This window comes from Nonomuraea sp. NPDC049269 (assembly GCF_043197155.1).
In the GTDB taxonomy this organism is placed as follows: Bacteria; Actinomycetota; Actinomycetes; order Streptosporangiales; family Streptosporangiaceae; genus Nonomuraea.
Window position 1 is genome coordinate 456,084 of record NZ_JBICSO010000011.1, and the last position, 24,304, is coordinate 480,387.

Genomic DNA, 24,304 nt, shown 5'->3' on the forward strand with positions numbered 1-24,304 from the left:
AACCGCGCTGAGGCGACCATTAAGCCTCAGTGAGAAGAAACGTCAGGGCAGCGAGGGCGGCAGCCCGAAGGGCGTGAAGTGCTCGGGGCCGACGAACGAGGTGATCTCGGCGATGCGCTCGCCACGCAGGGTCAGTACGTTGATCGACCAGGCGACGTGCGCGCCGGCGTCGTCGTTCCGGAGGTAGCAGGCCACGGCCGGCTGGCCGTTCGCGGTGGCCGGCCGGTGCCGCCAGCTTCCGCATGAGGTCAGCGGGACCCGCACGGCGAAGTCGGTGACGGCGTCGAGGCCGTGGTACCAGTGCGGCAGCGGCGGCATCGACCAGGTGACGTCCTCGGTGAGGAGCGCGACCAGGGCGTCGGAGTCGCCGCGCTCCAGCGCGGTGGAGTAGCCGGCGACGATCTCCCGCACCCGGGCGTCGCCGATCTGGCGCAGAGTCTGCTGCTGGCCAAGGGAAGGCACCTTCTCCGCGACGATCTTGCGGGCGCGGGCCAGGGCGGAGTTCACCGACGTGGTCGAGGTGTTCATCGTGGCGGCGATCTCGGCGGCGGAGAACCCGAGGACCTCGAAGAGCAGCAGCGCCGCGCGCTGGTTGCCCGGCAGGTGTTGCAGGGCGGCGACGAAGGCCAGCTCGACGGCCTCGCGCTGCTCGTAGCGCTCGCCCGGGCCGGTGCCGGGATAAGGGCCCAGCCAGGCGACGTCGGTCAGCGGGGCGTCGCCGAGCACGGCGCGGTCGCTGGCCGGGCCGAGGTCCATCGGCAGGGCCCGCCTGCCCCTGGACTCGATGGTGTCCAGGCAGGTGCGCGTGGCCACGGTGTACAACCACGAGCGCAGTGAACTGCGGCCCTCGAAACGCGCGAGCCCCCGCCACGCCCGCAACAGCGCGTCCTGCAGGGCGTCGTCGGCGTCATGGGTGGAGCCGAGCATGCGGTAGCAGTGGGCGTGCAGCTCCCGGCGCAGCGGCCGTACGAGCCGGTTGAACGCGGCGTCGTCCCCCGCGCGTGCCCGGACCAGGTCCTCGGCGCCCTCCGCAGCCGGGTCCGCCGACGTGGCGGAAAAGACTTCGCTCACAAGCGACGATTCTGCCCCATCGCCGGAGTCACCTCTTCGACCGAAGGAGAAAACCATGAACCACATCGTCCGTACCCTTGAGATCCCCGACGCGCGCCTGCACTACGAGGTACGTGGCGAGGGCCCCCTGCTGGTGCTCGTCGGCGCCCCGATGGACGCCAGGTCCTTCGCCGCGGCGGCCGAACTCCTGGCCACCGACCACACCGTGCTCACCACTGACCCGCGCGGCATCAACCGCAGCCCTCTCCACGACCCCGGCCAGGACTCGACCCCGGGGCTACGCGCCGACGACCTGTCCCGGCTCATCACCCACCTGGACGCCGGCCCGGCCGCGGTCTTCGGCTCCAGCGGCGGCGCCGTCACCGCCCTGGCCCTGGCCATCGCCTCCCCCGAGCAGGTCCATACTGTCATCGCCCACGAGCCGCCGTTGGTCGAAACGCTGGCGGACCGCGAGCGACTCCACGCCGGGACCGAAGACCAGATCGCCACCTACCTCGCCGGTGATGTCGTAGGGGCCTGGACGAAGTTCATGGCTCAGGCGAACATCGCCATGCCGCAGGAGGTGATCGAGATGATGTTCGGCGGGGAACGCGATCCGCAGCAGGTCGCGGACGAGCGCCGTTGGTTCGCCCACGAGCTGCGTGGCACCGTCCGCTGGCAGCCCGACCTCGCCGCCCTGCGTTCAGTGCGCACCCGCGTCGTGGTCGGCATCGGCGAGGACTCGACCGGCCAGATCTGCGACCGTACGTCGACCGCGCTCGCCGCGGCACTCGGCATCGAGCCGACGATGTTCCCCGGCGGCCACATCGGCTTCGCCGACGACCCCGACCGGTTCGCTCCCCGGCTGCGTGAGGTCCTGCGCGAGAACTGAGTGCTGACCCCCGGCAGACGACTTCAGGAGACGACGATGCCCGCGCAACCGCTTGACCACACCTTCACCGCACGGATCGAGAAGGACGGAGCCTTCCCTACCTTCGTGACCGTGCCGGGCTCCGCCGAACTCTTCGGGACAAGGCGTCCCGTGAAGGTCGGCGGAACCATCGACGGCCACCCGTTCACCGCCACCCTCATGCCATCGGGCACTGGCCCCCACTGGCTCCCCATCAGGGCGGCACTGTGCGAGCTCATCGGTAAGGACCAAGCGGGCGTCGAGGTGGCGTTCCGCCTGGATCAGCGACTCAGCTGATCGCGCGCGGCCGGGTCGCGGTCCGTGCGTGTCTGGAGACGCGTCAGCGTGTACTGGAGATCAGGGCCATCGCCGCGCCCAGCAGCGCGATCACGGGAGCCGCCGCGGGGAGCAGGTGCAGGGTCACTGCGGCGGCGGCCGCGCCGAGTGACAGGGCGAGGAGTACGGCCACCAGCTCGGGGATATGCGGCGGCCCCGTGCCGGGAGTGAGGTGCCGGGAGATCGAGCTGGTCAGCGCGCCGGTGATGAACGTCGTCGAGCCGATGAAGGAGTGCAGGCGGTCGGTCACCGCGCTCTGGATGCCCATGGCGAGGGCGGCGGTCGCGATCACCGGCAGGCGTGGGCCGGACAGGGCCCAGGCGAGGGCCAGCGCGATCAGCAGGACCAGCTCGGCACCCAGGGCCAGCCTGGTACGGGCGGTCCAGCCGGTGGTCGAGACGGTGAACCGGAAAGTGCCGACCAGGCCGCAGGTGAACGCGGTCAGCGCCACCAGCGAGCCCAGGGCCTCGGAGAAGTGGCCGTGACCGGCTGACACGCCGAGCAGGACCAGGTTGCCGGTCATGTTCGAGGTGAAGACCCGGCCCAGGGCGAGGAAGGTGAAGGCGTCCATGGCGCCCGAGGCCAGCGCCAGGCTCAGGACGGGCAGGCGGTTGCTGGCCAGCATCCTCCCATGGTCGGCCGCACGCGCGGCCCGCTGGGGGAGGCGCGCTGATTCCGCGTTCACTGAGGGTGGGCGGGCGTGTTCGGGGGGTTCAGCCAGTCGGGGGTGCGCCACTGCTGGACGTTCGCGCGTGTGCAGGGGCGTAGTGACACCGACTGCTGGGCAGGCTCCATCTCCAGGCACAGGCCGCTGGCGACGTGCTGGACCTCCCAGTAGTGCCACCGGTTGTACGCCGAGCGGTAGTTGAAGCGCCAGAGCTGGCCGGTGGAGCCGGAGCAGGACTCGCGGGCCGGCCGTCGCTGATCCGGTGGACCGGCGGCGGTCAGGCAGCCGCCCATGCTCGTGATCGCGTACTCGCCCTGGGCATTCCGTTGGTAGCCGAACGCCTGGTTGACGCCGCCGTGGCAGCCCCAGATGATCAGGTCCGCAGTGCCCGTGGCGTCCAGGCACCGGCCGTTCTCCGCGCTGGCCAGTGAGCTGCCGAGGTCCGGCAGACGGGCGGTGACCAGCCAGCGCTGGCCGGGCCGGTCGGCGGCGCAGGGCAGCAGGATCAGCGGGGTGCCCGGCTCCGCGGAGCTCTGGTTGGGCTCGGCGCACAGGTCTCCCTGGGGGGAGGCGATGGCGATCGCGTGGTCGCCGGTGAGCCGCCAGAGCTGGTCGTCGGAGTCGTCGCAGGCCGCCTCGGTCAGGTAGATCCCCTCGATGATGCGCCGGGCCTCCGGGGTCAGGCAGCGCTCGCTCAGACGGTTGCGGATCCGGTAGAGGAAGGCGCCGTCGTGCTTCTCCGGTTCGAGGTCCCACCGCTGGGCTTCGCCGAGGACCGTGTTGATGGCCGAGCCGCCCAGCCTGGCGTGCGGGGGAGCGGTGGTGGAGGTGTTGACGACCAGGGGCTTGCCGGGCGCGTACAGGGAGAGGATCGTCACGTTCGAGCGGTTGAGCGAGTCGGGGACGTGGGTGTCGACGTACACCACGTAGGTCAGGAAGGCCGCGGTCGTGAGCGCGACCGACACCACGATGCCGACGATCAGTCTGGTGCGGCGGGTGGGCCGGGCAGGCTGGGGATTGGCCAGTCTGCGGTAGGACTGGAGCCACTTGTGCGCCGCGGCGTCCGGCACCTCATGCACCAGGAGGAAGGCGCGGATGACCGGCTCGGCGTGCTCGGTGTCGGTCAGCCAGGCGGCGCTCTGCCTGGTGACCTTCTCCAGGTCGGCCCGGTCGAAGGCGAGCCCGCGCCGGGCGGCGCGGGCCTGGAGCTCGGCGAACTTGGGCGTGCTCACCTCCCTGCGCAGGTCCTTGAGCAGCCGCTTGAACGTGGGCAGGTCGTGCGCGGTGAACGGATCGGTCGCCGTCGCCGTACGGTTGGCCCAGCGTGACTGCAGGAAGCCGCCCAGCGGCGGGAGCGCGGCGGCCAGGCAGGCGAACAGGATCGCGGGCACGATGTGCGCCGGGTTGAGTTCGGGTTGGCCGTCGGTGGCGAAGTTGACGTAGATCCCGGCCAGCACGGTGAAGACCGCGCTGAGCACAGCCACCGAGCCGATCACCAGGGCGAGTTCGCGTGGGGGGTTGCGCATCTGCTCCGTCCGGCACTTTGTGTCAGATCATGCTAACGGAGCGTGCGCGTGTCGTGTCCTGGTTACCGGTTCGGCACCGGGGCCGGCGTATCGGCGTTCGTGCGGGTGCGGGTCAGGGTGGCCAGCAAGAGGAGGAGCGCGCTCTGGGCGAGCATGCCGGGCGCCAGGGGTGGCGCGGCGCCGACCGACTTGCTGACGGCGTACCACCATTGGGTCAGCGGGGACAGGGCGTCCCACGTGTCGGCGTAGCGCTGGTCGAGCAGGCCCGCGTCGTAGTTGGCGGACACGTGGGCGTACACGCCGAACGCCGCCACCAGCAGCACGGCCAGCGCGAGCACCCGCACCGTGGTCACCGCTCCCTGAGGCCGGCCGACGGCGAGCATCGCCAGCGCGAGCGTGAGCACGGCCAGCGCTCCCCAAGGGAGTAACTGCTCCAAGGTCTGCCAGTGGCGTTCGGCGGCGAGCTCCGCGGCGGCGCCCATGATGCTGATGAGAACCAGGGCCAGGAGCCCTCTGCGCACCGTCATGGCGTCAGCGCCGAGACGATCTTGTCAACCGTGTCCTGGCCGGGGTTGTACTTGGCCAGGTTCTGCCGCAGCGACGTGAGGTCGTTGTCGTCGGCGGCGTAGGGCCGGTATTCCATGACCTCTCTGGCCCACCGCTCGGGGTTGGTCACTCCGGCGGACCCGAGCGCGGCGGTGATCTGGGCCTCGTCGGCGGTGTTCGCCGAAACCTTCCCCGCCGAAGCTGTCCCCGCCGAAGCCGTCCCCGCCGGGGCGGACGCGCTCGCGCTGGACGTGCTCACGCCGGCGGAGGTGGTCTGGTCCGTCGTCGAGGTGCAGGCGGTCAGGGAGACCGCCGTGGCGATCACCGCCAGGGCGATCCTGATCTTGCTTGGTTTCATGCGGGCCATCCGGTACGAGGGGTTCTCAGTGGCCTCAACGTTGTCCGAGTCGTCTCAGATGGATCTCGATGAATCATGAAGATCAGGTGAGAAACGATGCTTAGTACGAAAAAAGACGAAAGCTGAATGATCGTGCGTGATTAGGTCCTCCTCAATCGGCGTAAGTCGGGTTACATTCACGTTACTTTGCCCTCTCTTGTCCCCCGAGTCGACCGAAGGGAGAGGCATGAGAACGAGAACCGCAATCGCCGCCCTGACCGCTGCGGCGATCCTCATGCCGGCCGCCGTCGCGAACGCCACCGGGAGCGCCGCTGGGAGCGCCGCCGCTGTGGCTCCGCCGCCCGACGACCAGTTCCAGAAGGTGACACTGAACGACAATCCGGGCGAGCCGATGGACTTGGCGGTGTTACCGGATTCGAGGGTCCTGCACACCACCCGGACCGGTGTCGTCTGGTTACATGATCCGAAGACCGGCCTCAACACGCAGGCCGCCCGGCTCGACGTCTACCGGCACGACGAGGAGGGGCTGCAGAGCATCGCCCTCAGCACCGGCTTCGGCAAGGGCTCCAAGGCGGACGACTGGGTCTACCTCTACTACTCCCCGCCGCTCGACACCCCGATCGACGACCCGGCGACGCCGGACGTCAACGAGGGCGACGCCCCGTTCACCGGCACACCGGCGGACTTCGCGCCCTTCAAGGGGCTGATCCGGCTGTCCCGGTTCCGCTTCACCGGCGCCACCATCGATCTCCGCACCGAGCAGCGCGTTCTCGACGTGCCGGTGGATCGCGGCATCTGCTGCCACGTCGGCGGGGACATCGTCTTCGACGCCGCCGGCAACCTCTACCTGTCGACCGGCGACGACACGAACCCGTTCTCCTCCGACGGCTACGCCCCGCTCGATGAGCGCCCCGACCGGAACCCCGCCTTCGACGCCCAACGCAGCGCCGGCAACACCAACGACCTGCGCGGCAAGGTCCTTCGCATCAAGGTGCGCCCGGACGGCTCCTACACGATCCCCCGCGGCAACCTCTTCCCGTCCGGCACAGCGGGCACCCGGCCGGAGATCTACGCGATGGGCCTGCGCAATCCCTTCCGCATCGAGGTCAACCGGTCCACCGGGGACCTCTACGTCGGCGACTACTCGCCCGACGCGCGAGAGGCCGATCCCCTGCGCGGTCCGGCGGGGACCGGCAAATGGGCGCTGATCCGCAAGGCCGGCAACTACGGCTGGCCCTACTGCGCGACGGCGCGACTCCCATACGTGGACTACGACTTCGCGACCGGCGCGTCAGGCGCGAAGTTCGACTGCGCCGCACCCGTCAACGCGTCGCCGCACAACACCGGCCTGCGCAAGCTGCCGCCGGTGGCGCAGCCGGACGTGTGGTACTCCTACGGGCCATCGGCGGAGTTCCCGGCGCTGGGCACCGGCGGCATCGGCCCGATGGCCGGCCCGGCGTACCACTTCGACCCGCGCACCACGCACGGGCGCGCTCCGGTGGCGTGGCCGAAGTACTTCGACGGTGTCCCGCTCTTCTACGAGTGGACCCGTGACTACGTCAAGGCGTTCCACCGTGACGGACGGATCGAGGACGTGCTGCCGTCGTTCGTCTTCGACAACCCGATGGACATGGAGTTCGGTCCGGACGGCGCGCTCTACGTGCTGGAGTACGGCGACGGCTACTTCCAGGAGAACCCGGACGCCCAGCTCGCGCGCTACGACTACATCGGCTACACCGGCAACCACACTCCCATCCCGGCCGCCGCGGCGTCGGTGACCAGCGGCCACGCGCCGCTCACCGTCCGCTTCACCAGCGCCGGTACGACCGACCCCGACGGTGACCGGCTCCGCTACGCCTGGGACTTCAACGCCGACGGCACGGTCGACTCCCGCAGCCCCGAGGGGTCGTACACGTACCAGGCGAACGGCCTCTACAACGCCACGCTCAAGGTCACTGACAACGCCGGCATGTCCGCGGCGACGTCGGTGCGGATCGTGGTCGGCAACGCCGCGCCCGTCGTGGAGCTGATCCGGCCCGCCGAGGGGCAGGCGTTCCACTTCGGCGACGTCGTCGAGTTCGAGGTGCGGATCGCCGACGACCAGCCGGTGGACTGCGCCAACGTGACCGTGGACTACATCCTCGGCCACGACGACCACGGCCATCCGCAGACCACGGCGCGCGGCTGCACGGGCTCCATCCAGACCACCGAGCCGAGCGGGCACGACCCCGAGACCGACCACCTCACCGGCGTCTTCGTCGCCGGCTACACCGACCCCGGCGGTGCTGACCTGCCCCCGCTGACCGGCAGCGACCAGGTCGTACTCCAGCCCACACGTTAGGAGATCCCCATGTGTTACGGGTACGGCCCCAGCAGGCGGTCCTTGCTCGCCGCGGGCCTCGGACTCGGGGCGGGCGCCCTGGCCGCCGCCGCCACGCCCGCCGCCGCGGCGACCCCGCGCGGCAACGGCGGTCACCGCGTCCCTCCCGACCAGATCAGCATCCAGCTCTGGACGGTCCGCGACGACCTCTCCCAGAACTACGACACCACCCTCGCCTACCTGGCCGAGATCGGCTATCCGAAGGTCGAGCTCGCGCTCGGCTACTTCGGCCGTACGGCACAACAGCTCCGTGAGTTCCTCGACGGGATCGGCATCCGGGCCAGCTCCAGCCACGACGGCCTCACCACCGACGCCGCCGGGCTGGACACGAAGATCAGCAACGCGCTGACCCTCGGCCAGTCCTTCATGATCGTGCCCTACCTGAACTCCACCAGCGAGGACGAGTGGAAGGCATGGGCCGAGCGCATGAACGTCGAGGCGGCGGCCGCCCGCTCGGCCGGGCTGCGGTACGGCTACCACAACCACGCCCACGAGTTCACGACCGACCTCGGCGGCGGGCGGACGCCGTGGGACGTGCTCACGTCCGAGCTCGATCCGCGCCTGGTCCATCTGGAGATCGACATCTACTGGGCGGTCACCGGCGGCATCGGGCGCGGCGTCGCCGACCCGGTGCGCTTCACGCTCGACGTCATCCGCAGGGCGCCGCAGCGCGTGCTGCAGTTCCACGTCAAGGACCGGGACCTCAACGGTGACATGGCCGACCTCGGCACCGGGACCATCGACTTCCGGCGGATCTTCGACGCGCACCGGGTGAAGGAGTACATCGTGGAGAACGACACCCCGGACGTGACTCCCCGGCGTACCACGGAGGTCGGCTACCGCTACCTGCGGAGGGTGCGCTTCTAGGGACCACGCCACCGAGCCCGGCGTTTGGGCCGGGCTCGGCGGGCCGGTCTCAGAAGCCGGGGAAGACCCGGCGCAGGTCGTCCAGGGTGAGGGTCTGGCTCGTGAGCGTCACGACGTCCGGCGTGTGCTCGGGGGAGTGACGGCCGGTGGTGAGCCGCAGCCACCACTCGGCCGGCGCGCTGAGAACGGCGTCGGGCTGGGCGGGCTCGTCGATGAGGCTGACCTTGTCAGCCACGTCGAGCCCGAAGGAGCGCTCGGGTGAGGTGGTCCGGATGGCCAGGCTGCCCCGGCGGCCGCCAAGGCCGTCGGCCTTGCCGATGAAGTGGATGAGCAGGCCCACCTGGTCGAGGAGCAGTTCGGTCGCGGCCGGGGCCAGGGCCGCCGCCGGGTCGAAGGCGACCTCGACGTCCCACGAGTGGTGGGCGAACTCGCTGAGCCGCAGGCCCGCCGCGGTCGCGACGTCCACGGGGACGGGCAGGAAGCCGAGCTTGATCCGCAGGTCCTGTCTCGTCTGCGCGTCGAGGCTCTCGTAGCGGCTGACCAGCGCCTCGCTGGCGGCCAGAAAGCCCTCGGCCCGCTGGGCCGGGGACATCGCGTCCCAGCGGGCCCAGACCGTCTTGTTGAAGTCCCCGTCCGGGGCGGCGGTGCCGCTCAGCGAGGCCTCCAGGTTGGCCAGGTTGATCTCCGAGCCGCTGCCCAGGTGGCTGAGTACCTGTGACACGTCCCATTCCGCCGCTCCGGACGGCCGGGTGAGGTCGTCGGGCGCGAGGCCGCGTACGAGAGCGGCCAGGTGATCGTGTCCGCTGCGCAGAGCGTCGATGATCTGGTCGGCGCGATCGGTCATGTTCGGCTCCAAAGGGAGGGTAAGAGGTGCCGTGCCGGAGATGTCGACAAGCTCAGCCGGTCGAGCCCGCCGATAATTCCCGATCGGTTCACGCGGACGCGTCCCGGGGCTGAAGGGAGTCGAACACGGTCATTCCCGAGGCCGGGTCGAGGTCGGTCTCCGTCGCCTCGGTCAGGCGGGCCATGGTCATGTAGAAGCCGATCGCCAGGATCGCCTCGACGATCTGCCGCTCGGAGAAGTGCCCCCGAACCGCCGTGAACACGCTCTCCTCGACCCGGACGGTCTCGATCACCTGCCTGCCGAACGCGAGCAGCGCACGCTCGGCGTCGTCGAAGGCGTCGCTACCGAGATCCAGCCGTTCGATCGCGTCGATCTGCGCCTGCGGCACGCCGACTCCCAGGGCGATCGGCACGTGCTGCCGCCACTCGTAGGCGCCGCCCTCGACCTGGGCCACGAGCAGGATCAGCAGTTCACGAAGCCGGTGCCCGAGGTCGAGGCTGCTGAGGATGGCCTGGCCCAGTCGAACCTGCGGGACCACGCACGACTCCGCGTGCGCCAGCATGCGGAAGATGTTGAGCTTGACCGGCAGGGCCGCGAGCGTCTTGGCCGCGTCGCCGGTCGCGTCGTCAGGGTTGATGAGGCTGAGTCTCGCCATTGGTGCCTCCGGCTGGGTGATTGGTAAGCGTCACGAAATGATCGATGAACCGGGAACAGAAGCCAAGGTCCCGACCCGATGTAACGAAAAAGGTGGATTCGGCGTACGGCGGCTACCAGATGGCGGTACGTGACCGCGTCCTGTCGATGATCTTCACGAAGACCGGTCCCCGCCAGGGCGTCGCCGCCGCCGTCGACGGCCGTCCCGCCGGCGGCAAGGAGCCGATCACGACCGCGCGATACCTGATCGGCTGGCAGGGCCTGGTGCTGGGCCGTGACGCCCTGTCGCCGGTGAGCTGGGACTACCCGCGTGGCTTCCCCTTCACCGGGACGATCGATCGGGTATGCGTCGAGCTGGACGACGACATCCCGGACACCACCCACGAGACCTTCGACTGACCGGTCAGCTCGCCATCCGCGCCTCGGGGAGCAGGGGAAAACCCTCTCCGAGGTCGCGGTTGATCGGCAGTGTGACCAGCTCGAAGTCCTTTCTGGCCACCTCGACGCCGTGGATCTTGCAGGCGATGGCGGCCGTGCAGGCGCCCCCGGTCAGGCGCATCAGCCGACCGGCCCGGACACTCGCGGTCACCATCGTCAGATGCAGGATCAGGTCTATCCCGAACGTCACCCGCCCCACGGGCTGGCCGTTGACCTGCACCTCGACATAGGGCTCGTGGTGCGAGACGATCTCATGCTCGGCCAGCGGCACCATGAGCCCCATGCCCGGGTTGTCCAAGGTCTTGCGGGCCGCGGCGCGCAGACTGCGGTATTTCGCCCAGCCGCCCAGCAGCACCGAGCCCACGTCGATGCCGCCCAGCAGTGTGGCGCCCGCCTCCGCGGCCTTGTGCAGCAGCTCGCCGGGCGGCGCCTGGGCCTGCCGGGTGATCTCGTCGAGTACCCGGTGGGCGTCCACGGCCTGCGACAGCTCCTGGGCCGCTTGTCGCGGATCGGCGTAGAGCAGCAGGTCGGCGGTGCTGGGGTGGGTGGTGAAGGTAACGGTCACCGTACGATCTCCCTGATCTCCTGGCGGCCCTGGTCGTGATGGCAGACGAAGTCGAGGCTGAGCGAGGGGGCCACCAGCTCGCGGAGCTCCAGGTGGGGCGAGAGGTCGGCGTACGGCACGCAGACGACTGAGGGCGCCGGCGGTGTCGCGGACGTTGACGGCATGACGGTGGTCGCGGTCATGTCCGTCATCGCGGATGCTGCGGCCATCGCGGGCGTCCCCCGCCCGCGGCGGGCGCGGCGTAGCGCCCAGACCAGGACGGCCGCCGCCACGAGCACGACCACCAGCAAGCCGGGCAGTGGCGTGCTCGACGAGCCCGTCTTGTCGGTGTCGATGGCGCCTGCCTCCGGCGACTCGTCGGTGTCGGTCGGGGTGACCTCTGGGCTCGCGGGGTCGGTCGGCCCGGTGACCGGTGTCAGGGTGACGGTGACGGAGCTACCCCGTTCGACGCGGCTGCCCGCGGCCGGCTCCTGCTCGCTCACGTTGCCGGAGTCGCCGCTGCCGATGACGAGCGTGAGCCCTCGCTCCTGGACCCGCCGTCTCGCCGCGCTCGCGCTGAGCCCGCTCAGGTCGGGGACCGTGACTTGTTCGGGAGTCGGGGACACCGGCGTGGGGGGACGCAGGCGCAGCGTTACGGTGCTGCCTTTCGGCACCCGCGTCCCGGCGGCGGGATCCTGGGAGTCCACCACGCGCGGTTCGGCGGCCTCTCCCTGGGCCACGGAGGAGACGAGCCCTTGGTCCCGTACCTCCTGTTCCGCTTGATCGAGCGGGTCGCCGACGACGTCCGGGACCTCCACGGTCGGCGCTTCCAGGTCGATGGTCACGGTGGAGCCGCAGTTCGCGAGCTCCTCGCTCGTGGGGGTCTGGTCGGTCACCGTCCAGTCGGCCGCCGCGTCGGAAGGCGTCGCCTCCGTGTCGAAACCGGCCTGCGCCAGGGTGGCTTTCGCGTTCTCCCGCGTCATTCCCATGACGTTCGGCACGGATGCCGCGTGGGTGCCGTCATGCGTCTCGCTGTTCCACTCGTCGAGCGTCGGGCAGGACGATGAGGCCGTCGGCGTCACCGACCCGCCTACCACCGGCTCGCCTGACGGCGCCGCGGCTCCGGCCATCGCCGGGCTCGTCGGCCTGATCAGGCTCGTGGCCGTCGCCGGGCTCACCAGCCCGATCAGGATCGCGGCCATCAGCACCATCACGCTCGCGGCAACCGCGTAGGCCCGCATCGCCACCTCCCTGACATCAGCCTCGACGCTAGGCACGCCGTCCGGCCAGGACATGAGTAGGTCACTACTCAATTCGGAAGAGTGACGATTTCGTTACAGGTGGTGATGGCGGCTCATTGGCTTACGGCAGAACTATAGATAAGCCCATCAGGGTCGCCTGCAGAATAATGATGCCCATGGCAGTGCGGAGCACCGCCAGTTTCCAGTCCAGTGCTTGCATCACCCGCTGCGCAACCAGTCGTTCAGGGTTTTCACGTTCGTCAAGGATCGGACTGAGCAGAGACAGTCGCGCATCCGGCCGCCGCCAGAGTCCCGCGATCAACAGGACCGCAGCGCCTACAGCGCAAGCCTGCGAGATCAGGCCCGTTGCAGTTGACAGGTAGCCGCCTGCTGCCGTGTGGCGGCTGGCCAGAAATAAAACCCCGGTTCCAATGAGCAGGATCGCGGAAACTGAATCCGCCCAGAGAATCCGACGTCGATTACGAGCAGCAGCCGAATTTGACAGGATCGACTCCGTCACACTTGGGACCGTAGCACGCGTTGCGTGCCTCTTGAGTGCCAGGCGGTCACCACGGACCGGGTGAGCGCGGTTGAAATCCCGTCACTGGTATCCACCTCGTAGTCATAGGGGCCGAACGTGTGTATGCCGTCGGTCTCCACGTGCGAGCGGCCCTCGCCGATGCGGCGGTCCCCTCGCTCGCGTTCTCTCCGGTCGATCTCCGCGAGGTCGCAATGCACTCCGACGAGGAATACGTCGAAGTCCGCCAACAGGCGAGAAAGAGATTCACGCCAGGCCCGGAATTCGATGACGTGCTCCACGATCAGGTCGTTGCCCGCGCCGGCCAGGGCGGGCAGGCATTGGTGAAAGCCCTTGAAGAAACGTGGCCGCATCTCGTTCCACCAGGAGAAGGGGCCTTCTTCGTCGCGCCGGTCGGGGAGCATTCCGCTCGCCACGAACTGGTCGGACGAGACGTACAGGAACGGCTCGTCAAGCGCCTGCCGCAGTGCTTTGGCCAGGGTCGATTTCCCGGAGCTCGATGCTCCGTTGAGGATGATGACGCGTCCGGAGCCTCTTGCCGGCGGGATCGGTTCCATGTTCACACGATGACACGGCTGTGCCGCGTGGCGGTCACTACACAGCGTGAGCGGAATGGATACTGAACGGCATGCGCGTTGACTTCGACCCCGAGGCTCTGGGTGGGCCGGGTTTCTACCGGTTCATGACCTCGGTCGTCGTTCCGCGCCCGATCGCGTGGGTCTCCACCGTCACACCCGACGGAGCGGTGGACAATCTCGCTCCGCACTCCTTCTTCAGCATCGCCAGCACCGATCCGCCGATCGTGCAGTTCACCTCGATCGGCCGCAAGGACTCCCTGCGCAATGTCGAGGACACCGGAGAGTTCGTCGTCAACTTCTGCTCCGAACCGAATCTGCACCTGATCCGCGACACCGCCACCGATTTCCCGCGGATCGTCAGCGAATTCGGCACCGCGGGAATCGAACGCGAACCCAGCCGTCACGTGCGCCCGCCCCGGGTGGCCAGCGCTCCCGTTGTCCTGGAGTGCCGTTCGCACACCACTCTGCGCATGGGCAACTCCACCATGGTTTTCGGCAGGATCTTCCTCGCGGCGGTGCACGAGGAGTACCTCGTCAACGGGCGCCCTGACGCCGAACTGCTGCGCCCGTTGACCAAGCTCGGCGGCGACGAGTGGGGGACGCTGGGCCAGATCATGCACCTGAGCCGCATCCCCTACGAGGAGCCGCGGGGCGAATGACGTCTCAGCAGGTCGAGTTGGTCTGGGTGAGCAGGGCCAGTCTCCAGGGCAGCGAGTTGTAGTCGCCGCCGGCGTTCGGGTCCAGGCCCTGGTACAGGTAGCGGAGTTGGCACGGGCTGATGGTCAGGGTCTGGTCGTAGCCGTCGCGGATCATCTCGCCGTGGCTGATGTCCTTGGTCCAGGCGGTGGAGTCGAAGGTGACGTTCGTACTGCGGGCGAACGGGTTGCTCTCGGTCGCGGCGAGTTGGCTCCACGGGCCGGTGATGGCGGTCGAGGTCCAGGAGCGGAAGTAGCGCCGGCCGTCGCTGCCGATGGCCTCCACCAGCAGCAGGTACTGGTTCGTGCCCTTGATCTTGTAGACGTTGGAGGCCTCGAAGAGGTTGTTCCTGTTGCTGTCCTGCATGGCGATGACGGTGTTGGTGAAGCCGTTGGGGAAGTTCGCCACGGTGGTCTGGGAGCGGTAGAGGTGGCCGTTGTCGTCGGAGGAGAACAGGTAGCAGTTGACCGTGTCGCAGATGACCCACATGTCGACCCAGTAGCCGTTGCCGATGTTCTGGCGGATGATGTCCGGCATGCTGGAGTAGAAGTTCTGCGGCGCGCTCCACGACCTCGGGTTGCTGATGTCGGTGGTGGTCGAGTACGAGGCGTTGCCGGTCTGGTAGACCAGATACCACTTGTTCTGCGGCGCGAAGTAGAACACCTGGGGCGCCGCCCGGTAGCCGGTGCCGATCGCGCTCTGGTCGAGATACGTGTGCGTGGCGGCGCCCGCCTGTGCCCAGTCGGTGAAGTTCAGGTAGACCATGTTGTAGCCGCTCGCGTTCGCGGTGCTGGCGAAGACGTGCCAGCGGCCGTTGTAGTAGACGACCGACGGGTCCTTGACGGCGGCGATGTTGTGGCTCGCGTCCGGTTTGGGGGCGATCAGCGCGGGGCCGGAGCGCCAGCGGAAGCTGCTGGGCAGCGTGCCGGTGCCGCCGGTGGGTGTGACCGTCGGGGTGGGCGTCGGGGTCGGCGTGCTGCCGGTGCAGGTGGTGCCGTTGAGCGCGAAGTCGGTCGGCGCCGGGTTGGCGGAGTTGTTCCAGGAGGCGTTGAAGCCGAACGACGTGCTGGCGCCGGTGGCCAGAGAGCCGTTGTAGGCGGCGTTGATGACGGTGACCTGGGCGGCGGACTGGGTGTAGGTGCCGTTCCAGAGCTGGGTGATGGCCTGGCCGGCGGTGAACGACCAGGTCAGATTCCAGCTGGTGAGCGGATCACCCAGGTTGGTAACGCTAACACTGGCGCCATAACCGCTCTGCCATTGGCTGGTCACCGTATAGGTGATGCGGCAGCCCGGGGCGGCCTGGGCGGTGGGGGTGATGAGTGCGGCGGCGATCGCGGCCAAGGCCGCCGCGATGGCCCAGAACCGGGTGCGGTTGAGGTGCACTGCGTCCTCCGTGGGGGCGGGGCCGACGATGGCTGAGCGTCTCAGAAAGATTTCAGACCATCAAGCGAAACTTTCGAGGCGCGGCCATTCCCGCACGGTGGGGCCGTTGTGACGCTGAAACTTTCACCTCTCGGATGAGGCGTTCGCCGGTGTCCCGTCTCACTTCTGCGGGGAATTGCCGGTGATCGTAGGATCGTCCGCGTGGATCTGGACGACACCGCCGCCCGGCTCGGGGTACCCGTTGAGGATGTCGACCGTGTGCACCGGCTCGCCGGCGACCGGCCGTCGGCTCCGCTGCCCGCCAAGGCCGACGCGCCCGCGATCCTCGACCGGCTCGCGGTGCGGCCGGACGACGCCGCCGAGATCATGGCGGGTTGGCCCGACCCCGACTCTCCACTGTGGACTCCGGAGCTGCGCTGGCTGCTCGACCGCTCGATCGCCCTGGTCCGCGCCGATCTCGGGGGCCACGGCTGGCTGTCGCCCGGTCCGGAGCTGCCGCGCGAACGAGGCCCCGCCTGGCGGCATCTCTACGTGTACGCGTACCTGGCCCTGGTCGACGTCGTCACGGGGTACCACCGCGACCACGGCATCGCCGATGCCGTGTCGTGGGCGACCCTCGCGGACCTGGGCCGCAACCTCGCGATCGACCGGCGGATGCACCGCGAGGGCTGGCCGGTCATGCAGAGCTGGCTGACGCTGCACGCGCGCGGCGCCATCTACGAGCTGGGCCGGCTGCAGCACCATCGCGGCGGCACCACCATCGACCTGCACATCCCTGAGTCGGGGCCGATGACCCCGGAGGCGGTCGCGGCGTCGCTCGACGAGGCCCGCGCGTTCTTCCCACGCCATTTCCCCGACGAGCGCTACACGGCGTTCTCCTGCGGCTCGTGGCTGCTCGACCCGCAGCTACTGGAGTACCTGCCAGGGGACTCCAACATCGTCCGGTTCCAGCGGAGGTTCGAGCTGGAGCCCTACGAGGAGCCGGAAGGACAGGACGCCGACGTCGAGGTGCTGCGGTTCGTGTTCCGCACCTTGACCACGCCGCTCGACCGGCTGCCGCGCCGCACCGCGCTCCAGCGCGCGATCGTCGACCACCTGAAGGCCGGCCGCCACTGGCGCATCCGTCGCGGCCGCTTCCCGATCTAGCCGGGCCGAGACATCCAGCGACCTAGGCCGGCCGGGCCACCGCGCGCCAGCCGAAGGTGAGGGCGCCGGTCAGGAGCACCACGCCGGACAGCACACCGCTGATGAGCGGCACCCAGGCTACGGCGGCCGTCGACGCCAGAACGAGCCCGGCGGCGCCGAGCAGGGTGAGCACCACACCGGGTACGGCGATCCCCCAGTCCTTCCAGATCGGCGCCAACGCGATGAAATGGACACCGACCACGAACGCCACCCAGGCCACGTTGGTCTGTTCGGGGCGTTCCCAGGCGGCCAGCACCCGGATCCCGCCGAAGAGCAGAATCACCTCGGCGGCCACGATGATCAGGTAACCGCGGCCGAACATGTTCCGTCGCGGGCCCCCGACGGACCGCTCCTTCCTGGCGGTCATGATCCACATGGCGACAACACTCGCGGCCGCCAGGCAGGCGGCCACCCGCAGGAGGTTCGCGGTCAAGGTGTTCAGCGGGCTCTGCGCGTTGACGACGACGAAGACCGCGCCGAAGACCGCGCCAACCAGCAATCCAGTCATTCGCTGCATGACACCATTGAAGTGCGTACCGGAGTCCGTTCGCATGGGGGCTGGGGCGAGGACAAGGTAGACCTGGCACTACCCACGAGGGGCGCTACTTCGCCGTGCCGCGCAGATACGCCAGCACCGCCAGCACCCGCCGGTTGTCGTCCTCCGACGCGGGTAGCTCGAGCTTGGTGAACACGCTGGCCATGTGCTTGTTGATGGCCGCCTCGGAGACCGACAGGGCGCGGGCGACGGCGCTGTTGGTACGCCCTTCGGCGATCAGGGCGAGCACCTCACGCTCGCGCGGGCTCAGCCGGTGCGCCGGCTCGGTGACCTCCCTGGCCCTGGTCCAGGTCTGCTCGAACAGGTCGATGAGGGTGCTGATCAGACTCTGCTGCCTGATCACCAGGGCACCCGGCGAGTAGGCGACGGGGGTGATGCGGAGGAACGCCACTGTGCGGTCGAAGATGAGCAACTGCTGGATCGGCTCGTCGACGACCCGGTGGAGATCACCGGCGGCGTGCAGCTCCCTGAGCCGGGCCGCCTTGCGCGGGTCGTCCAGCACGCTCGTGTGGATGATCGTACGCATCGTCATGCCGTCCCGCAGGGCGTCGAGCACGTCGCGCCTGCTCTTCTGCTCCGCGCGCCCCTTCTCCGCCGAGCCCACCGGGTGCATGGCGCGCAGTTCGCGGGCTGAGCGCGAGGCATGCCCGATCTGCAGCCGGACGCATTCGCTGTTCTCCAGCCGTTCGACGTCGACGGGGATGCCGCGTAGCTCGCCCACCACCTCTTCCAGCCGATGGGCAAGCTGGATCAACGACTCGCTCTCGTCCACACGTCTCCTTCGCCGCCCTCACGCAACGGCGGGCTCGCATCATCCGCACAATCCGAATGAGCAAACCTTAGCCGCGCGACCTGCAAGCTTGGGGGCTACTTGGCAGCGCAGAGGGCGGTGTCGAGGGCGGCGTTGACCTGCTCGGCGCCGGCCTGCGAGGTGGGAAGGGCGGTGACCGCGACGGTGGCGGCGCGGCCGTCCTCGGTGATGCCGGTACGGGTCTCGTAGCCGTCGATGTCGCCGCCGTGGCCGTAGGCGGGCTCGCCACAGCTCAGCTTGATCTTGACGAGGCCGAGCCCGTACGTCCAGGTGGACGGGAGGCCGGGCGCCTTGATGGTCTGCTTCATCTGCTTGAGCTGGGCCGGCTTGAGCAGTTCGCCGTCCATCAGCGCGGCCAGGAAGCGGTTGACGTCGCTCGGGGTGGCGATGAGCTGCCCGGCGGACCAGCCCCAGGACGGGTCCAGCTCGGTGATGTCCACCATCTTCTTCTTCTCGTCAGGGGTGTAGCCGTGGGGGTGGGCGCCGCGGATGGTCTGCTCGCCGATGCCCGGCCAGTAGGTGTCGCGCAGCCCGACCGGCTTGATGATCCGGTTGGTGATCTCCTCGCTGATCGGCCGGCCGGTGACCTTCTGTACGAGCAGGCCGAGCACCACATAGCCGGTGTTGCTGTACAGCCAGCTCTTGCCGGGCGCGAAGTCCGGCTTGTGCGCCAGCCCGGTGTCGAGGAGTTCGCGAGGCTCGGTGTACTTGTGCCGGGTCTCCAGGATCGGCGGCATGTTCGCGGTGTAGCTGTGCAGGCCGCTGGTGTGCTGGAGCAGCTGCCGGACGGTGATCTTGCGGCCGTCGTTGCCGTTGCCGCGGATCAGCTTGGGCAGGTACTTCTCGATGGGGGCGTCCAGCCCGATCTTGCCCTCGCCGACCAGTTGCAGCACGACCACGGCGGTGAACATCTTGGTGTTGCTGGCGATCCGCACCCGGCCGTCGACCGGCACCTCGTCCCGCGTCTTCAGGTCGCCCACACCGGCGGTGTAGTCGCGGGTACGACCGTCGGCGTCCCGCACGGCGGCCAGCGTGCCGGGGAACCCGCCCTTGCCGACCAGACCGTCCAGGGCCTGCTGCACCGTGTCCGCGGAGTCGGCGGTCGCCGGCGCGGCGTTCAGGCTGAGGCCGCTCAGCGCGGCGATGGCCACCGCCGCCAGGGCCAGCCGGCCGCGACGCTTGGTGGAGGGGGACTTTACGGTGGCGTACGACATCGGGGGCTCCCTGCTCGGTGGCTCGTTTGCGATGTCACCAAGCATGTCGGCGGGACCCCTCCATGATCGATACCGCGCACTGGAGTCCGGAGGTACAGCCAGCGCTACCGAGGTCGTGCCGCCGGATCGGTGGGGGAGACTGGGGAGGTGACCATCGAGAACAGCCCGCCCGCGACCAGCCCCTCCATCGTCCTGCTCACGCTGGCGCGTCGGATCGAGGCCGAGCTCGGGGCCGCTCTCGCGCCGCTCGATCTCACGGTCGGCCGGCTCGGCCTGCTCGGTCACATCGCCGGGGTGCCCGGGGTGTCGTTCAGCGATCTGGCGCGGATGTCGGGGACGACGGTCCAGAGCGTCCACACGGCGGTGAAGGTGCTCGCCGGGGCCGGGCTGGTGCGCGACAACACCGCCCGCGCGGGCTCCGCTTCGACGATCGAGCTCACGCCTGACGGCGCGCGCCTCCTGGAGGCGGCGAAGAAGGTGGTGGCGGAGGTGGACGAGCGGCTGTTCGGCCCGGCCGCGGACCCGATCCAACGGCAGGTCGCCGATGCTGTACGCGCCGCGTTCGACGGCAGCGCCCCGGCTTGACCCGCTGCGTTCGGCGGTGCCGCCACCTCCTGACCCGTCGCGAAAGGCAACCTTCAGGTTGTCTGAAGCTTCCGTGCTAGGCTTCAGGCTGCCTGAAGGTTGCCCTGGGGAGGGTCTGTGGAAAAGTTGCTGCTGTCGTTGCACGTGCTCGCGGGCATCGTGCTCGTGGGCGGCTCGGCCGTCGCGGCGAGCCTGTTTCCCCGGTACGCGCCGCTCGCCATCGGCGTTCCCGCCGGTGGCGCCCCAGGCGACGCGCCGCTTTCCGAAGAACGGAACCGGGCCGTGGCCGTCATGTTGCACCGCATCACCCGGGGCTACAGCGTCTTCGGCCTCGTCGTGCCCGTGGTCGGGATCGCCTTGGCCGTCGTCCAGGGCAGGATGGGGGAGATCTGGATCAACCTCTCCATGATTCTCACCGCCGCCGCGGGCGGCCTGCTGGCCGTGCAGATCTATCCACGCCAGCGCGACGCACTGGCCGAGCCCGGCAACGCCAAAGCGCTGCGCACGCTCTCCATGCTCGCCGGGATCTACAACCTGCTGTGGGCGGCCGTCGTCGTCATGATGATCGTCCGCCCGGGCGCCTACCGGTGAACCTACAGCTCCCAGCTATCAGGCTGGGAGCCATCGAGGTCGGTGAACCCGTACTCGTCCGCGAGCTGAGCGGAGCTGACAGACCGCTGGTTCCACCGCGCCCGGTCAGGGTCCGAGGCCAAGGCAACGACAGCACGGCCGACATATCTGGGTGACTCCGACGACGCGAACCCGTCCGGAGCGCACAACCGGAGTCTGCCCGGAATCCCGGCAATGTCCGCCATTCGGAGAGTGAGCGGCTACCTGCCTTCCGCCGTGGCCATCTGTCGGCGTTCCTCGCGGGTGGCGATGAGCCCAGCCGGCGCGAGGAGCTTGGACTCTTCGAACGGCGTCTCGGTGTTCGGCAGCGGCTCCTTGGCCTTGATCGCCTTCACCCACACCCGTATGGCGTCCACGATCACGATGATGATCAGGATGGCGAACAGCACGGCGAGGATCCCGTCGACGGTGGAATTGACCACGATCTGCCGCATCGCGTCGACGGTCTTGGCCGGAGCCAGCACCTGCCCCTGATCCAGCGCCCCCTGGAAGCGGGTGCGCTGTGCGAAGAAGCCGAGCGTCGGATCGCTGGAGAAGACCTTCTCGTAGCTCGCGGTCAGGGTGACCGCCGTGTCCCAGGCGAGTGGTATCGCGGTCACCCACGCCCATTTGAGCCGCCCGCTCTTGATCAACAGCGTGGTGGCGACGGTCAGTGCCACGGCGGCGAGCAACTGGTTGGCGATGCCGAAGAGCGGGAAGAGCTGGTTGATGCCGCCGAGCGGGTCGTTGACGCCTTGGTAGAGGAAGTATCCCCAGGCGCCCACGACCACCGCGCTGACCGCCGTCAGTCCGGGCCACCAGCTCACTCGGCCGATGGGCTTCCACAGGTTGCCCAGCGTGTCCTGGAGCATGAAGCGGCCCACCCTGGTCCCGGCGTCCACTGTGGTGAGGATGAAGAGCGCCTCGAACATGATCGCGAAGTGGTACCAGAACGCCTTCAACGCGGCTCCTCCGAGGAAGCCCGAGAAGATCTGCGAGATGCCGACGGCCAGAGTGGGCGCGCCCCCGGTCCGCGCGATCAATGTCTGTTCTTGTACGGCTTGCGCCTCCGCCTGCAACTGCTCGGGCGTGATGACGAAGCCCATGTTGCTGACCGCTTGCGAGGCGGACTGGACGGTGGCGCCGACGACCCCCGCCGGGGAGTTCATCGCGAAATACAGCCCGGGGCTCAGCAGAGAGGCCGCGGTGATGGCCATGACGGCGACGAACGACTCCATGAGCATGGCGCCGTAACCGATCATCCGGACCTGGGTCTCCTTCTGGATCATCTTGGGCGTCGTGCCGGAGGCGATCAGCGAGTGGAATCCCGACAAGGCTCCGCAGGCGATGATGATGAACACGAAAGGAAACAGCGACCCCGCGAAAACCGGCCCCTTGCCGTTGAAGGCGAACGCGGTGAACGCGGTGTTCTTCAACGGGGGCAGGGTGATGGCCACGCCGATGGCGAGCAGCACGATGGTGCCGATCTTCATGAACGTGGACAGGTAGTCACGGGGTGCCAGCAGCATCCACACGGGCAGCACCGCGGCGACGAAGCCGTAGGCGATCAGCCACAGCGCCAGCGATGACTGGCTCAGCGTGAACGTGGCCGCCCAACTCGACTCCTGGATCCAGCCGCCGGCCACGATCGCCAGAATCAGCATCCCGACGCCGATCAGGGTGGTCTCCACAACCCGGCCGGGCCGGATCGTGCGCATGTAGAACCCCATGAACAGGGCGATCGGGATGGTCATCGCGAGAGAGAAGACGCCCCAAGGGGATTTGGCCAGGGCGCCCACCACGACCAGCGCCAGCACAGCCAGCAAGATGATCATGATGGCGAAGACGGCGACGAGCGCCGCCGCACCGCCTACCGGGCCGATCTCCTCGCGAGCCATCTGCCCCAGACTCTTGCCGTCACGCCGCATGGAGAAGAACAGGATCACCATGTCCTGCACGGCCCCAGCGAAGATCACGCCGGCGACGATCCAGATGGTGCCTGGCAAGTAGCCCATCTGGGCCGCCAGTACCGGTCCCACCAGTGGCCCGGCTCCGGCGATGGCGGCGAAGTGGTGGCCGAACAGGATCCGTCGGTCCGTGGGGTGGTAGTCGATGGCGTTGTTGAGCCGCTCGGCAGGAGTGGCCCGGCGGCTGTCCGCGCCCAGCACTTTGTGCAGGATGAACCGGGCGTAGAAGCGGTAGGCGATGGCGTAGGAGCCGAGCGCCGCGGCCAACAGCCAAACCGCGTTGACGTTCTCGCCTCGGGACAGGGCGAGCACTCCCCATCCCATAGCGCCGATGGCGGCGACCAACGTCCAGATGATGATGGAACGGGCTTTCACCGGTTGCCTCCCCACACGGGCCGGCCCAGGCAGCATCGCAGTCCCGCGTCCGGTGGCAGATCGGTCGTGAAGTGTCGCCAACGCCACATCGGGCGGCAGTCGACCGTGACCAGCAGGTCGGCGAGATGTACCCAGGCGATGGGATGGGCGTAAACCAGATCCGTCTCCAGCGGCCGCGCCCGCCGGGGCAGACTGGACCGCCGCAGTGGCCGGATCGAGAACTCTCCGGCGCTCGCACAGCACAGGCCGGTGGCATGCCAGTCGAAGAAGACCACTTCATCGGTGCGCAGCGCTTCACGGGCGGCGGTTGTGAGCGTGATCCTGGACATCCGCGGCTCCTGCATCCCAGGTATCCCGGACGCTACCCAGGCACATGTGGCCGAAACGCCGCGTCAATGTGCCAGAGCCAACCAATCAGCAGGTCAGCGTGGTAGGGCGGAGGCAACACGAACCCACGATCCACGGTCCGCCGGTCGTCGTGATGATCGTCCGCCCGGGCGCCTAATGGTGAACGCGGTGATCAGAGGAAGGTGAGCGAGTCGCCGGCGCGTTCGCGCAGGGCGGCGATGACGTTCGCCAGCGGACCGCCGCGAGCCGCCGCGCTCGCGGGCCAGACGATGCCGAGCCGGAAGTGCAGGTCCTGGTCATCCAGCGGCACGAGGACCAGCCCGGTCTCGGCGAGGATGCGGCCCGCGATCGTGCTGGGCGTGGTCAGGGACAGGGCGCGCGAGTGGGTGACGTGCGCGGCGATCTGCACGACGTCGCTGTGCGGCAACTCCCGGATCCGAGAAACCCCGCCCTCGCGCAGGTGATCGCGCAGTCCCTTCATCACCGTCGGGTGCACCTTGAACGAGGTGAGCAGCAACTGCCGGTCGGCCAGGTCACTGAGCGTGAGCCGGGCATAACCGGCGAGCGGGTCGTCGGCACGCATGGCGATGGCGAAGCGGTATTCGGCGAGGGCGAGACTGTCGAGGCCGGGTGCGTCCACAGGCAGGTGGACGACGGCGATGTCCAGCTTGTGCGTCGCCAGCAGGGCGAGCAGCCCCGCCGACGGCTCCAGGCTCACCGGCAGCTCGATCCCGGGGCTCACCTGCTCGAACGTCTCCAGCACCAAATCCAGGACCTGGGTGGGGGCGAGCGGCGTGGCCCCCACGCGCATGACGTCGGCGTCGGCGGCGGGTCCGGCCGCGACGTCCGCCAGCGCGTCGAAGCGGGCCAGCACGTCGCGGGCGGGCTCCAGGAACGCCCGTCCGAAGGCGGTCAGCTCGACCTGGTGGTAGCCACGGTCGAACAGGTCCTTGCCGAGCTCCTTCTCCAACTCCCGGATGCGGCGGCTGAGCGGGGAGGACGTCACGTGCAGCCGTTCGGCGGCGTGGCCGAAGTGGAGTTCCTCGGCCACGGCCACGAAGTAGCGGAGCTGCTGGATGTCCATCCAGCTCAGGGTAG

General features: G+C 68.9%; 28 protein-coding genes. 10 read left to right on the plus strand and 18 right to left on the minus strand.

All coding sequences use genetic code 11. The features are described from left to right. Positions 1 to 42 precede the first annotated feature (42 nt). Positions 43 to 1,071, minus strand: coding sequence for a sigma-70 family RNA polymerase sigma factor (locus ACGFNP_RS51560; RefSeq protein WP_393330899.1), 1,029 nt, complete (start codon positions 1,069 to 1,071; stop codon positions 43 to 45). A gap of 55 nt (positions 1,072 to 1,126) precedes the next feature. On the opposite strand from ACGFNP_RS51560, the gene ACGFNP_RS51565 reads away from it, so the two are divergent. Together ACGFNP_RS51565 and ACGFNP_RS51570 are read left to right on the plus strand one after the other, a co-directional pair. Further along, a complete protein-coding gene (locus tag ACGFNP_RS51565; protein ID WP_393330902.1) occupies positions 1,127 to 1,942 on the plus strand; it encodes an alpha/beta fold hydrolase in 816 nt (271 codons plus the stop codon). A 36-nt stretch (positions 1,943 to 1,978) separates the two neighbouring features. Continuing rightward, complete coding sequence (locus ACGFNP_RS51570) at positions 1,979 to 2,257, plus strand: DUF1905 domain-containing protein (RefSeq protein WP_358319669.1); 279 nt, start codon at positions 1,979 to 1,981, stop codon at positions 2,255 to 2,257. A 43-nt stretch (positions 2,258 to 2,300) separates the two neighbouring features. Here the strand turns inward: ACGFNP_RS51570 and ACGFNP_RS51575 are convergent, their stop codons facing one another. The 4 genes from ACGFNP_RS51575 to ACGFNP_RS51590 form a co-directional block, all read right to left on the minus strand. Next, entirely contained in the window at positions 2,301 to 2,921 is a 621-nt protein-coding gene (locus ACGFNP_RS51575) for a YoaK family protein (RefSeq protein WP_393330905.1), read from the minus strand. Between the two features lie 56 nt (positions 2,922 to 2,977). After that, a complete protein-coding gene (locus ACGFNP_RS51580; RefSeq protein ID WP_393330908.1) occupies positions 2,978 to 4,489 on the minus strand; it encodes an RICIN domain-containing protein in 1,512 nt (503 codons plus the stop codon). Between the two features lie 62 nt (positions 4,490 to 4,551). Continuing rightward, a complete protein-coding gene (locus ACGFNP_RS51585; RefSeq protein ID WP_393330911.1) occupies positions 4,552 to 5,016 on the minus strand; it encodes a hypothetical protein in 465 nt (154 codons plus the stop codon). Next, positions 5,013 to 5,393 (minus strand): hypothetical protein, encoded by a 381-nt coding sequence (locus ACGFNP_RS51590; protein WP_393330914.1) that lies wholly within the window; start codon positions 5,391 to 5,393, stop codon positions 5,013 to 5,015. The genes ACGFNP_RS51585 and ACGFNP_RS51590 overlap by 4 nt, the downstream gene beginning before the upstream one ends. Positions 5,394 to 5,619: 226 nt before the next feature. On the opposite strand from ACGFNP_RS51590, the gene ACGFNP_RS51595 reads away from it, so the two are divergent. Together ACGFNP_RS51595 and ACGFNP_RS51600 are read left to right on the plus strand one after the other, a co-directional pair. After that, positions 5,620 to 7,734, plus strand: coding sequence for a PQQ-dependent sugar dehydrogenase (locus ACGFNP_RS51595; RefSeq protein WP_393330916.1), 2,115 nt, complete (start codon positions 5,620 to 5,622; stop codon positions 7,732 to 7,734). A 9-nt stretch (positions 7,735 to 7,743) separates the two neighbouring features. Continuing rightward, complete coding sequence (locus tag ACGFNP_RS51600; protein ID WP_393330919.1) at positions 7,744 to 8,640, plus strand: sugar phosphate isomerase/epimerase family protein; 897 nt, start codon at positions 7,744 to 7,746, stop codon at positions 8,638 to 8,640. A 49-nt stretch (positions 8,641 to 8,689) separates the two neighbouring features. Here ACGFNP_RS51600 and ACGFNP_RS51605 read toward each other — a convergent pair whose 3' ends face one another. After that, positions 8,690 to 9,484: a maleylpyruvate isomerase N-terminal domain-containing protein gene (locus ACGFNP_RS51605; RefSeq protein ID WP_393330921.1), complete on the minus strand. Its 795-nt coding sequence runs from the start codon at positions 9,482 to 9,484 to the stop codon at positions 8,690 to 8,692. An 88-nt stretch (positions 9,485 to 9,572) separates the two neighbouring features. After that, complete coding sequence (locus tag ACGFNP_RS51610; protein WP_358319647.1) at positions 9,573 to 10,139, minus strand: carboxymuconolactone decarboxylase family protein; 567 nt, start codon at positions 10,137 to 10,139, stop codon at positions 9,573 to 9,575. A gap of 92 nt (positions 10,140 to 10,231) precedes the next feature. Here ACGFNP_RS51610 and ACGFNP_RS51615 point away from each other — a divergent pair, with 92 nt between their 5' ends. Next, a complete protein-coding gene (locus ACGFNP_RS51615; RefSeq protein ID WP_393330924.1) occupies positions 10,232 to 10,537 on the plus strand; it encodes a hypothetical protein in 306 nt (101 codons plus the stop codon). A 4-nt stretch (positions 10,538 to 10,541) separates the two neighbouring features. On the opposite strand, the gene ACGFNP_RS51620 is transcribed toward ACGFNP_RS51615, so the two are convergent. Together ACGFNP_RS51620 and ACGFNP_RS51625 are read right to left on the minus strand one after the other, a co-directional pair. Next, complete coding sequence (locus ACGFNP_RS51620; protein WP_358319642.1) at positions 10,542 to 11,141, minus strand: hypothetical protein; 600 nt, start codon at positions 11,139 to 11,141, stop codon at positions 10,542 to 10,544. After that, on the minus strand, positions 11,138 to 12,103 hold the full coding sequence (locus tag ACGFNP_RS51625) for a PASTA domain-containing protein (RefSeq protein WP_358319640.1): 966 nt from the start codon (positions 12,101 to 12,103) through the stop codon (positions 11,138 to 11,140). The genes ACGFNP_RS51620 and ACGFNP_RS51625 overlap by 4 nt, the downstream gene beginning before the upstream one ends. A gap of 4 nt (positions 12,104 to 12,107) precedes the next feature. On the opposite strand from ACGFNP_RS51625, the gene ACGFNP_RS51630 reads away from it, so the two are divergent. Next, on the plus strand, positions 12,108 to 12,353 hold the full coding sequence (locus ACGFNP_RS51630) for a hypothetical protein (protein ID WP_393330929.1): 246 nt from the start codon (positions 12,108 to 12,110) through the stop codon (positions 12,351 to 12,353). 129 nt (positions 12,354 to 12,482) lie between these two features. Here ACGFNP_RS51630 and ACGFNP_RS51635 read toward each other — a convergent pair whose 3' ends face one another. Together ACGFNP_RS51635 and ACGFNP_RS51640 are read right to left on the minus strand one after the other, a co-directional pair. Beyond that, positions 12,483 to 12,881 (minus strand): hypothetical protein, encoded by a 399-nt coding sequence (locus ACGFNP_RS51635; RefSeq protein ID WP_358319635.1) that lies wholly within the window; start codon positions 12,879 to 12,881, stop codon positions 12,483 to 12,485. Further along, complete coding sequence (locus tag ACGFNP_RS51640) at positions 12,878 to 13,456, minus strand: chloramphenicol phosphotransferase CPT family protein (RefSeq protein WP_393330933.1); 579 nt, start codon at positions 13,454 to 13,456, stop codon at positions 12,878 to 12,880. The genes ACGFNP_RS51635 and ACGFNP_RS51640 overlap by 4 nt, the downstream gene beginning before the upstream one ends. A 71-nt stretch (positions 13,457 to 13,527) precedes the next feature. Between ACGFNP_RS51640 and ACGFNP_RS51645 the strand changes: the two genes are divergently transcribed. Next, the gene (locus ACGFNP_RS51645; RefSeq protein WP_393330935.1) at positions 13,528 to 14,136 is read left to right on the plus strand and encodes a flavin reductase family protein; all 609 of its coding nucleotides are present in this window, start codon (positions 13,528 to 13,530) and stop codon (positions 14,134 to 14,136) included. A 4-nt stretch (positions 14,137 to 14,140) separates the two neighbouring features. Here the strand turns inward: ACGFNP_RS51645 and ACGFNP_RS51650 are convergent, their stop codons facing one another. Beyond that, positions 14,141 to 15,556 (minus strand): non-reducing end alpha-L-arabinofuranosidase family hydrolase, encoded by a 1,416-nt coding sequence (locus ACGFNP_RS51650; protein WP_393330938.1) that lies wholly within the window; start codon positions 15,554 to 15,556, stop codon positions 14,141 to 14,143. 201 nt (positions 15,557 to 15,757) lie between these two features. Between ACGFNP_RS51650 and ACGFNP_RS51655 the strand changes: the two genes are divergently transcribed. Then, positions 15,758 to 16,702: an acyltransferase domain-containing protein gene (locus tag ACGFNP_RS51655; protein WP_393330941.1), complete on the plus strand. Its 945-nt coding sequence runs from the start codon at positions 15,758 to 15,760 to the stop codon at positions 16,700 to 16,702. A gap of 22 nt (positions 16,703 to 16,724) precedes the next feature. Here ACGFNP_RS51655 and ACGFNP_RS51660 read toward each other — a convergent pair whose 3' ends face one another. From ACGFNP_RS51660 to ACGFNP_RS51670, 3 genes are all read right to left on the minus strand, one after another. Continuing rightward, positions 16,725 to 17,249, minus strand: coding sequence for a hypothetical protein (locus ACGFNP_RS51660; RefSeq protein ID WP_358319620.1), 525 nt, complete (start codon positions 17,247 to 17,249; stop codon positions 16,725 to 16,727). Between the two features lie 94 nt (positions 17,250 to 17,343). Continuing rightward, positions 17,344 to 18,069: a helix-turn-helix transcriptional regulator gene (locus ACGFNP_RS51665; RefSeq protein WP_358319618.1), complete on the minus strand. Its 726-nt coding sequence runs from the start codon at positions 18,067 to 18,069 to the stop codon at positions 17,344 to 17,346. Between the two features lie 95 nt (positions 18,070 to 18,164). Further along, on the minus strand, positions 18,165 to 19,322 hold the full coding sequence (locus ACGFNP_RS51670; RefSeq protein WP_393330945.1) for a serine hydrolase domain-containing protein: 1,158 nt from the start codon (positions 19,320 to 19,322) through the stop codon (positions 18,165 to 18,167). A gap of 147 nt (positions 19,323 to 19,469) precedes the next feature. On the opposite strand from ACGFNP_RS51670, the gene ACGFNP_RS51675 reads away from it, so the two are divergent. Together ACGFNP_RS51675 and ACGFNP_RS51680 are read left to right on the plus strand one after the other, a co-directional pair. After that, positions 19,470 to 19,907: a MarR family winged helix-turn-helix transcriptional regulator gene (locus ACGFNP_RS51675; protein WP_358319613.1), complete on the plus strand. Its 438-nt coding sequence runs from the start codon at positions 19,470 to 19,472 to the stop codon at positions 19,905 to 19,907. Positions 19,908 to 20,024: 117 nt separating this feature from the next. After that, complete coding sequence (locus ACGFNP_RS51680) at positions 20,025 to 20,498, plus strand: hypothetical protein (protein WP_358319610.1); 474 nt, start codon at positions 20,025 to 20,027, stop codon at positions 20,496 to 20,498. A 239-nt stretch (positions 20,499 to 20,737) separates the two neighbouring features. Here the strand turns inward: ACGFNP_RS51680 and ACGFNP_RS51685 are convergent, their stop codons facing one another. The 3 genes from ACGFNP_RS51685 to ACGFNP_RS51695 form a co-directional block, all read right to left on the minus strand. Further along, positions 20,738 to 22,858, minus strand: coding sequence for a carbon starvation CstA family protein (locus tag ACGFNP_RS51685; RefSeq protein WP_393330950.1), 2,121 nt, complete (start codon positions 22,856 to 22,858; stop codon positions 20,738 to 20,740). Next, positions 22,855 to 23,187 (minus strand): hypothetical protein, encoded by a 333-nt coding sequence (locus ACGFNP_RS51690; RefSeq protein ID WP_358319604.1) that lies wholly within the window; start codon positions 23,185 to 23,187, stop codon positions 22,855 to 22,857. The genes ACGFNP_RS51685 and ACGFNP_RS51690 overlap by 4 nt, the downstream gene beginning before the upstream one ends. Positions 23,188 to 23,378: 191 nt before the next feature. Next, positions 23,379 to 24,290, minus strand: a complete 912-nt coding sequence (locus ACGFNP_RS51695) for a LysR family transcriptional regulator (RefSeq protein WP_393330954.1) — start codon at positions 24,288 to 24,290, stop codon at positions 23,379 to 23,381. Positions 24,291 to 24,304 lie beyond the last annotated feature (14 nt).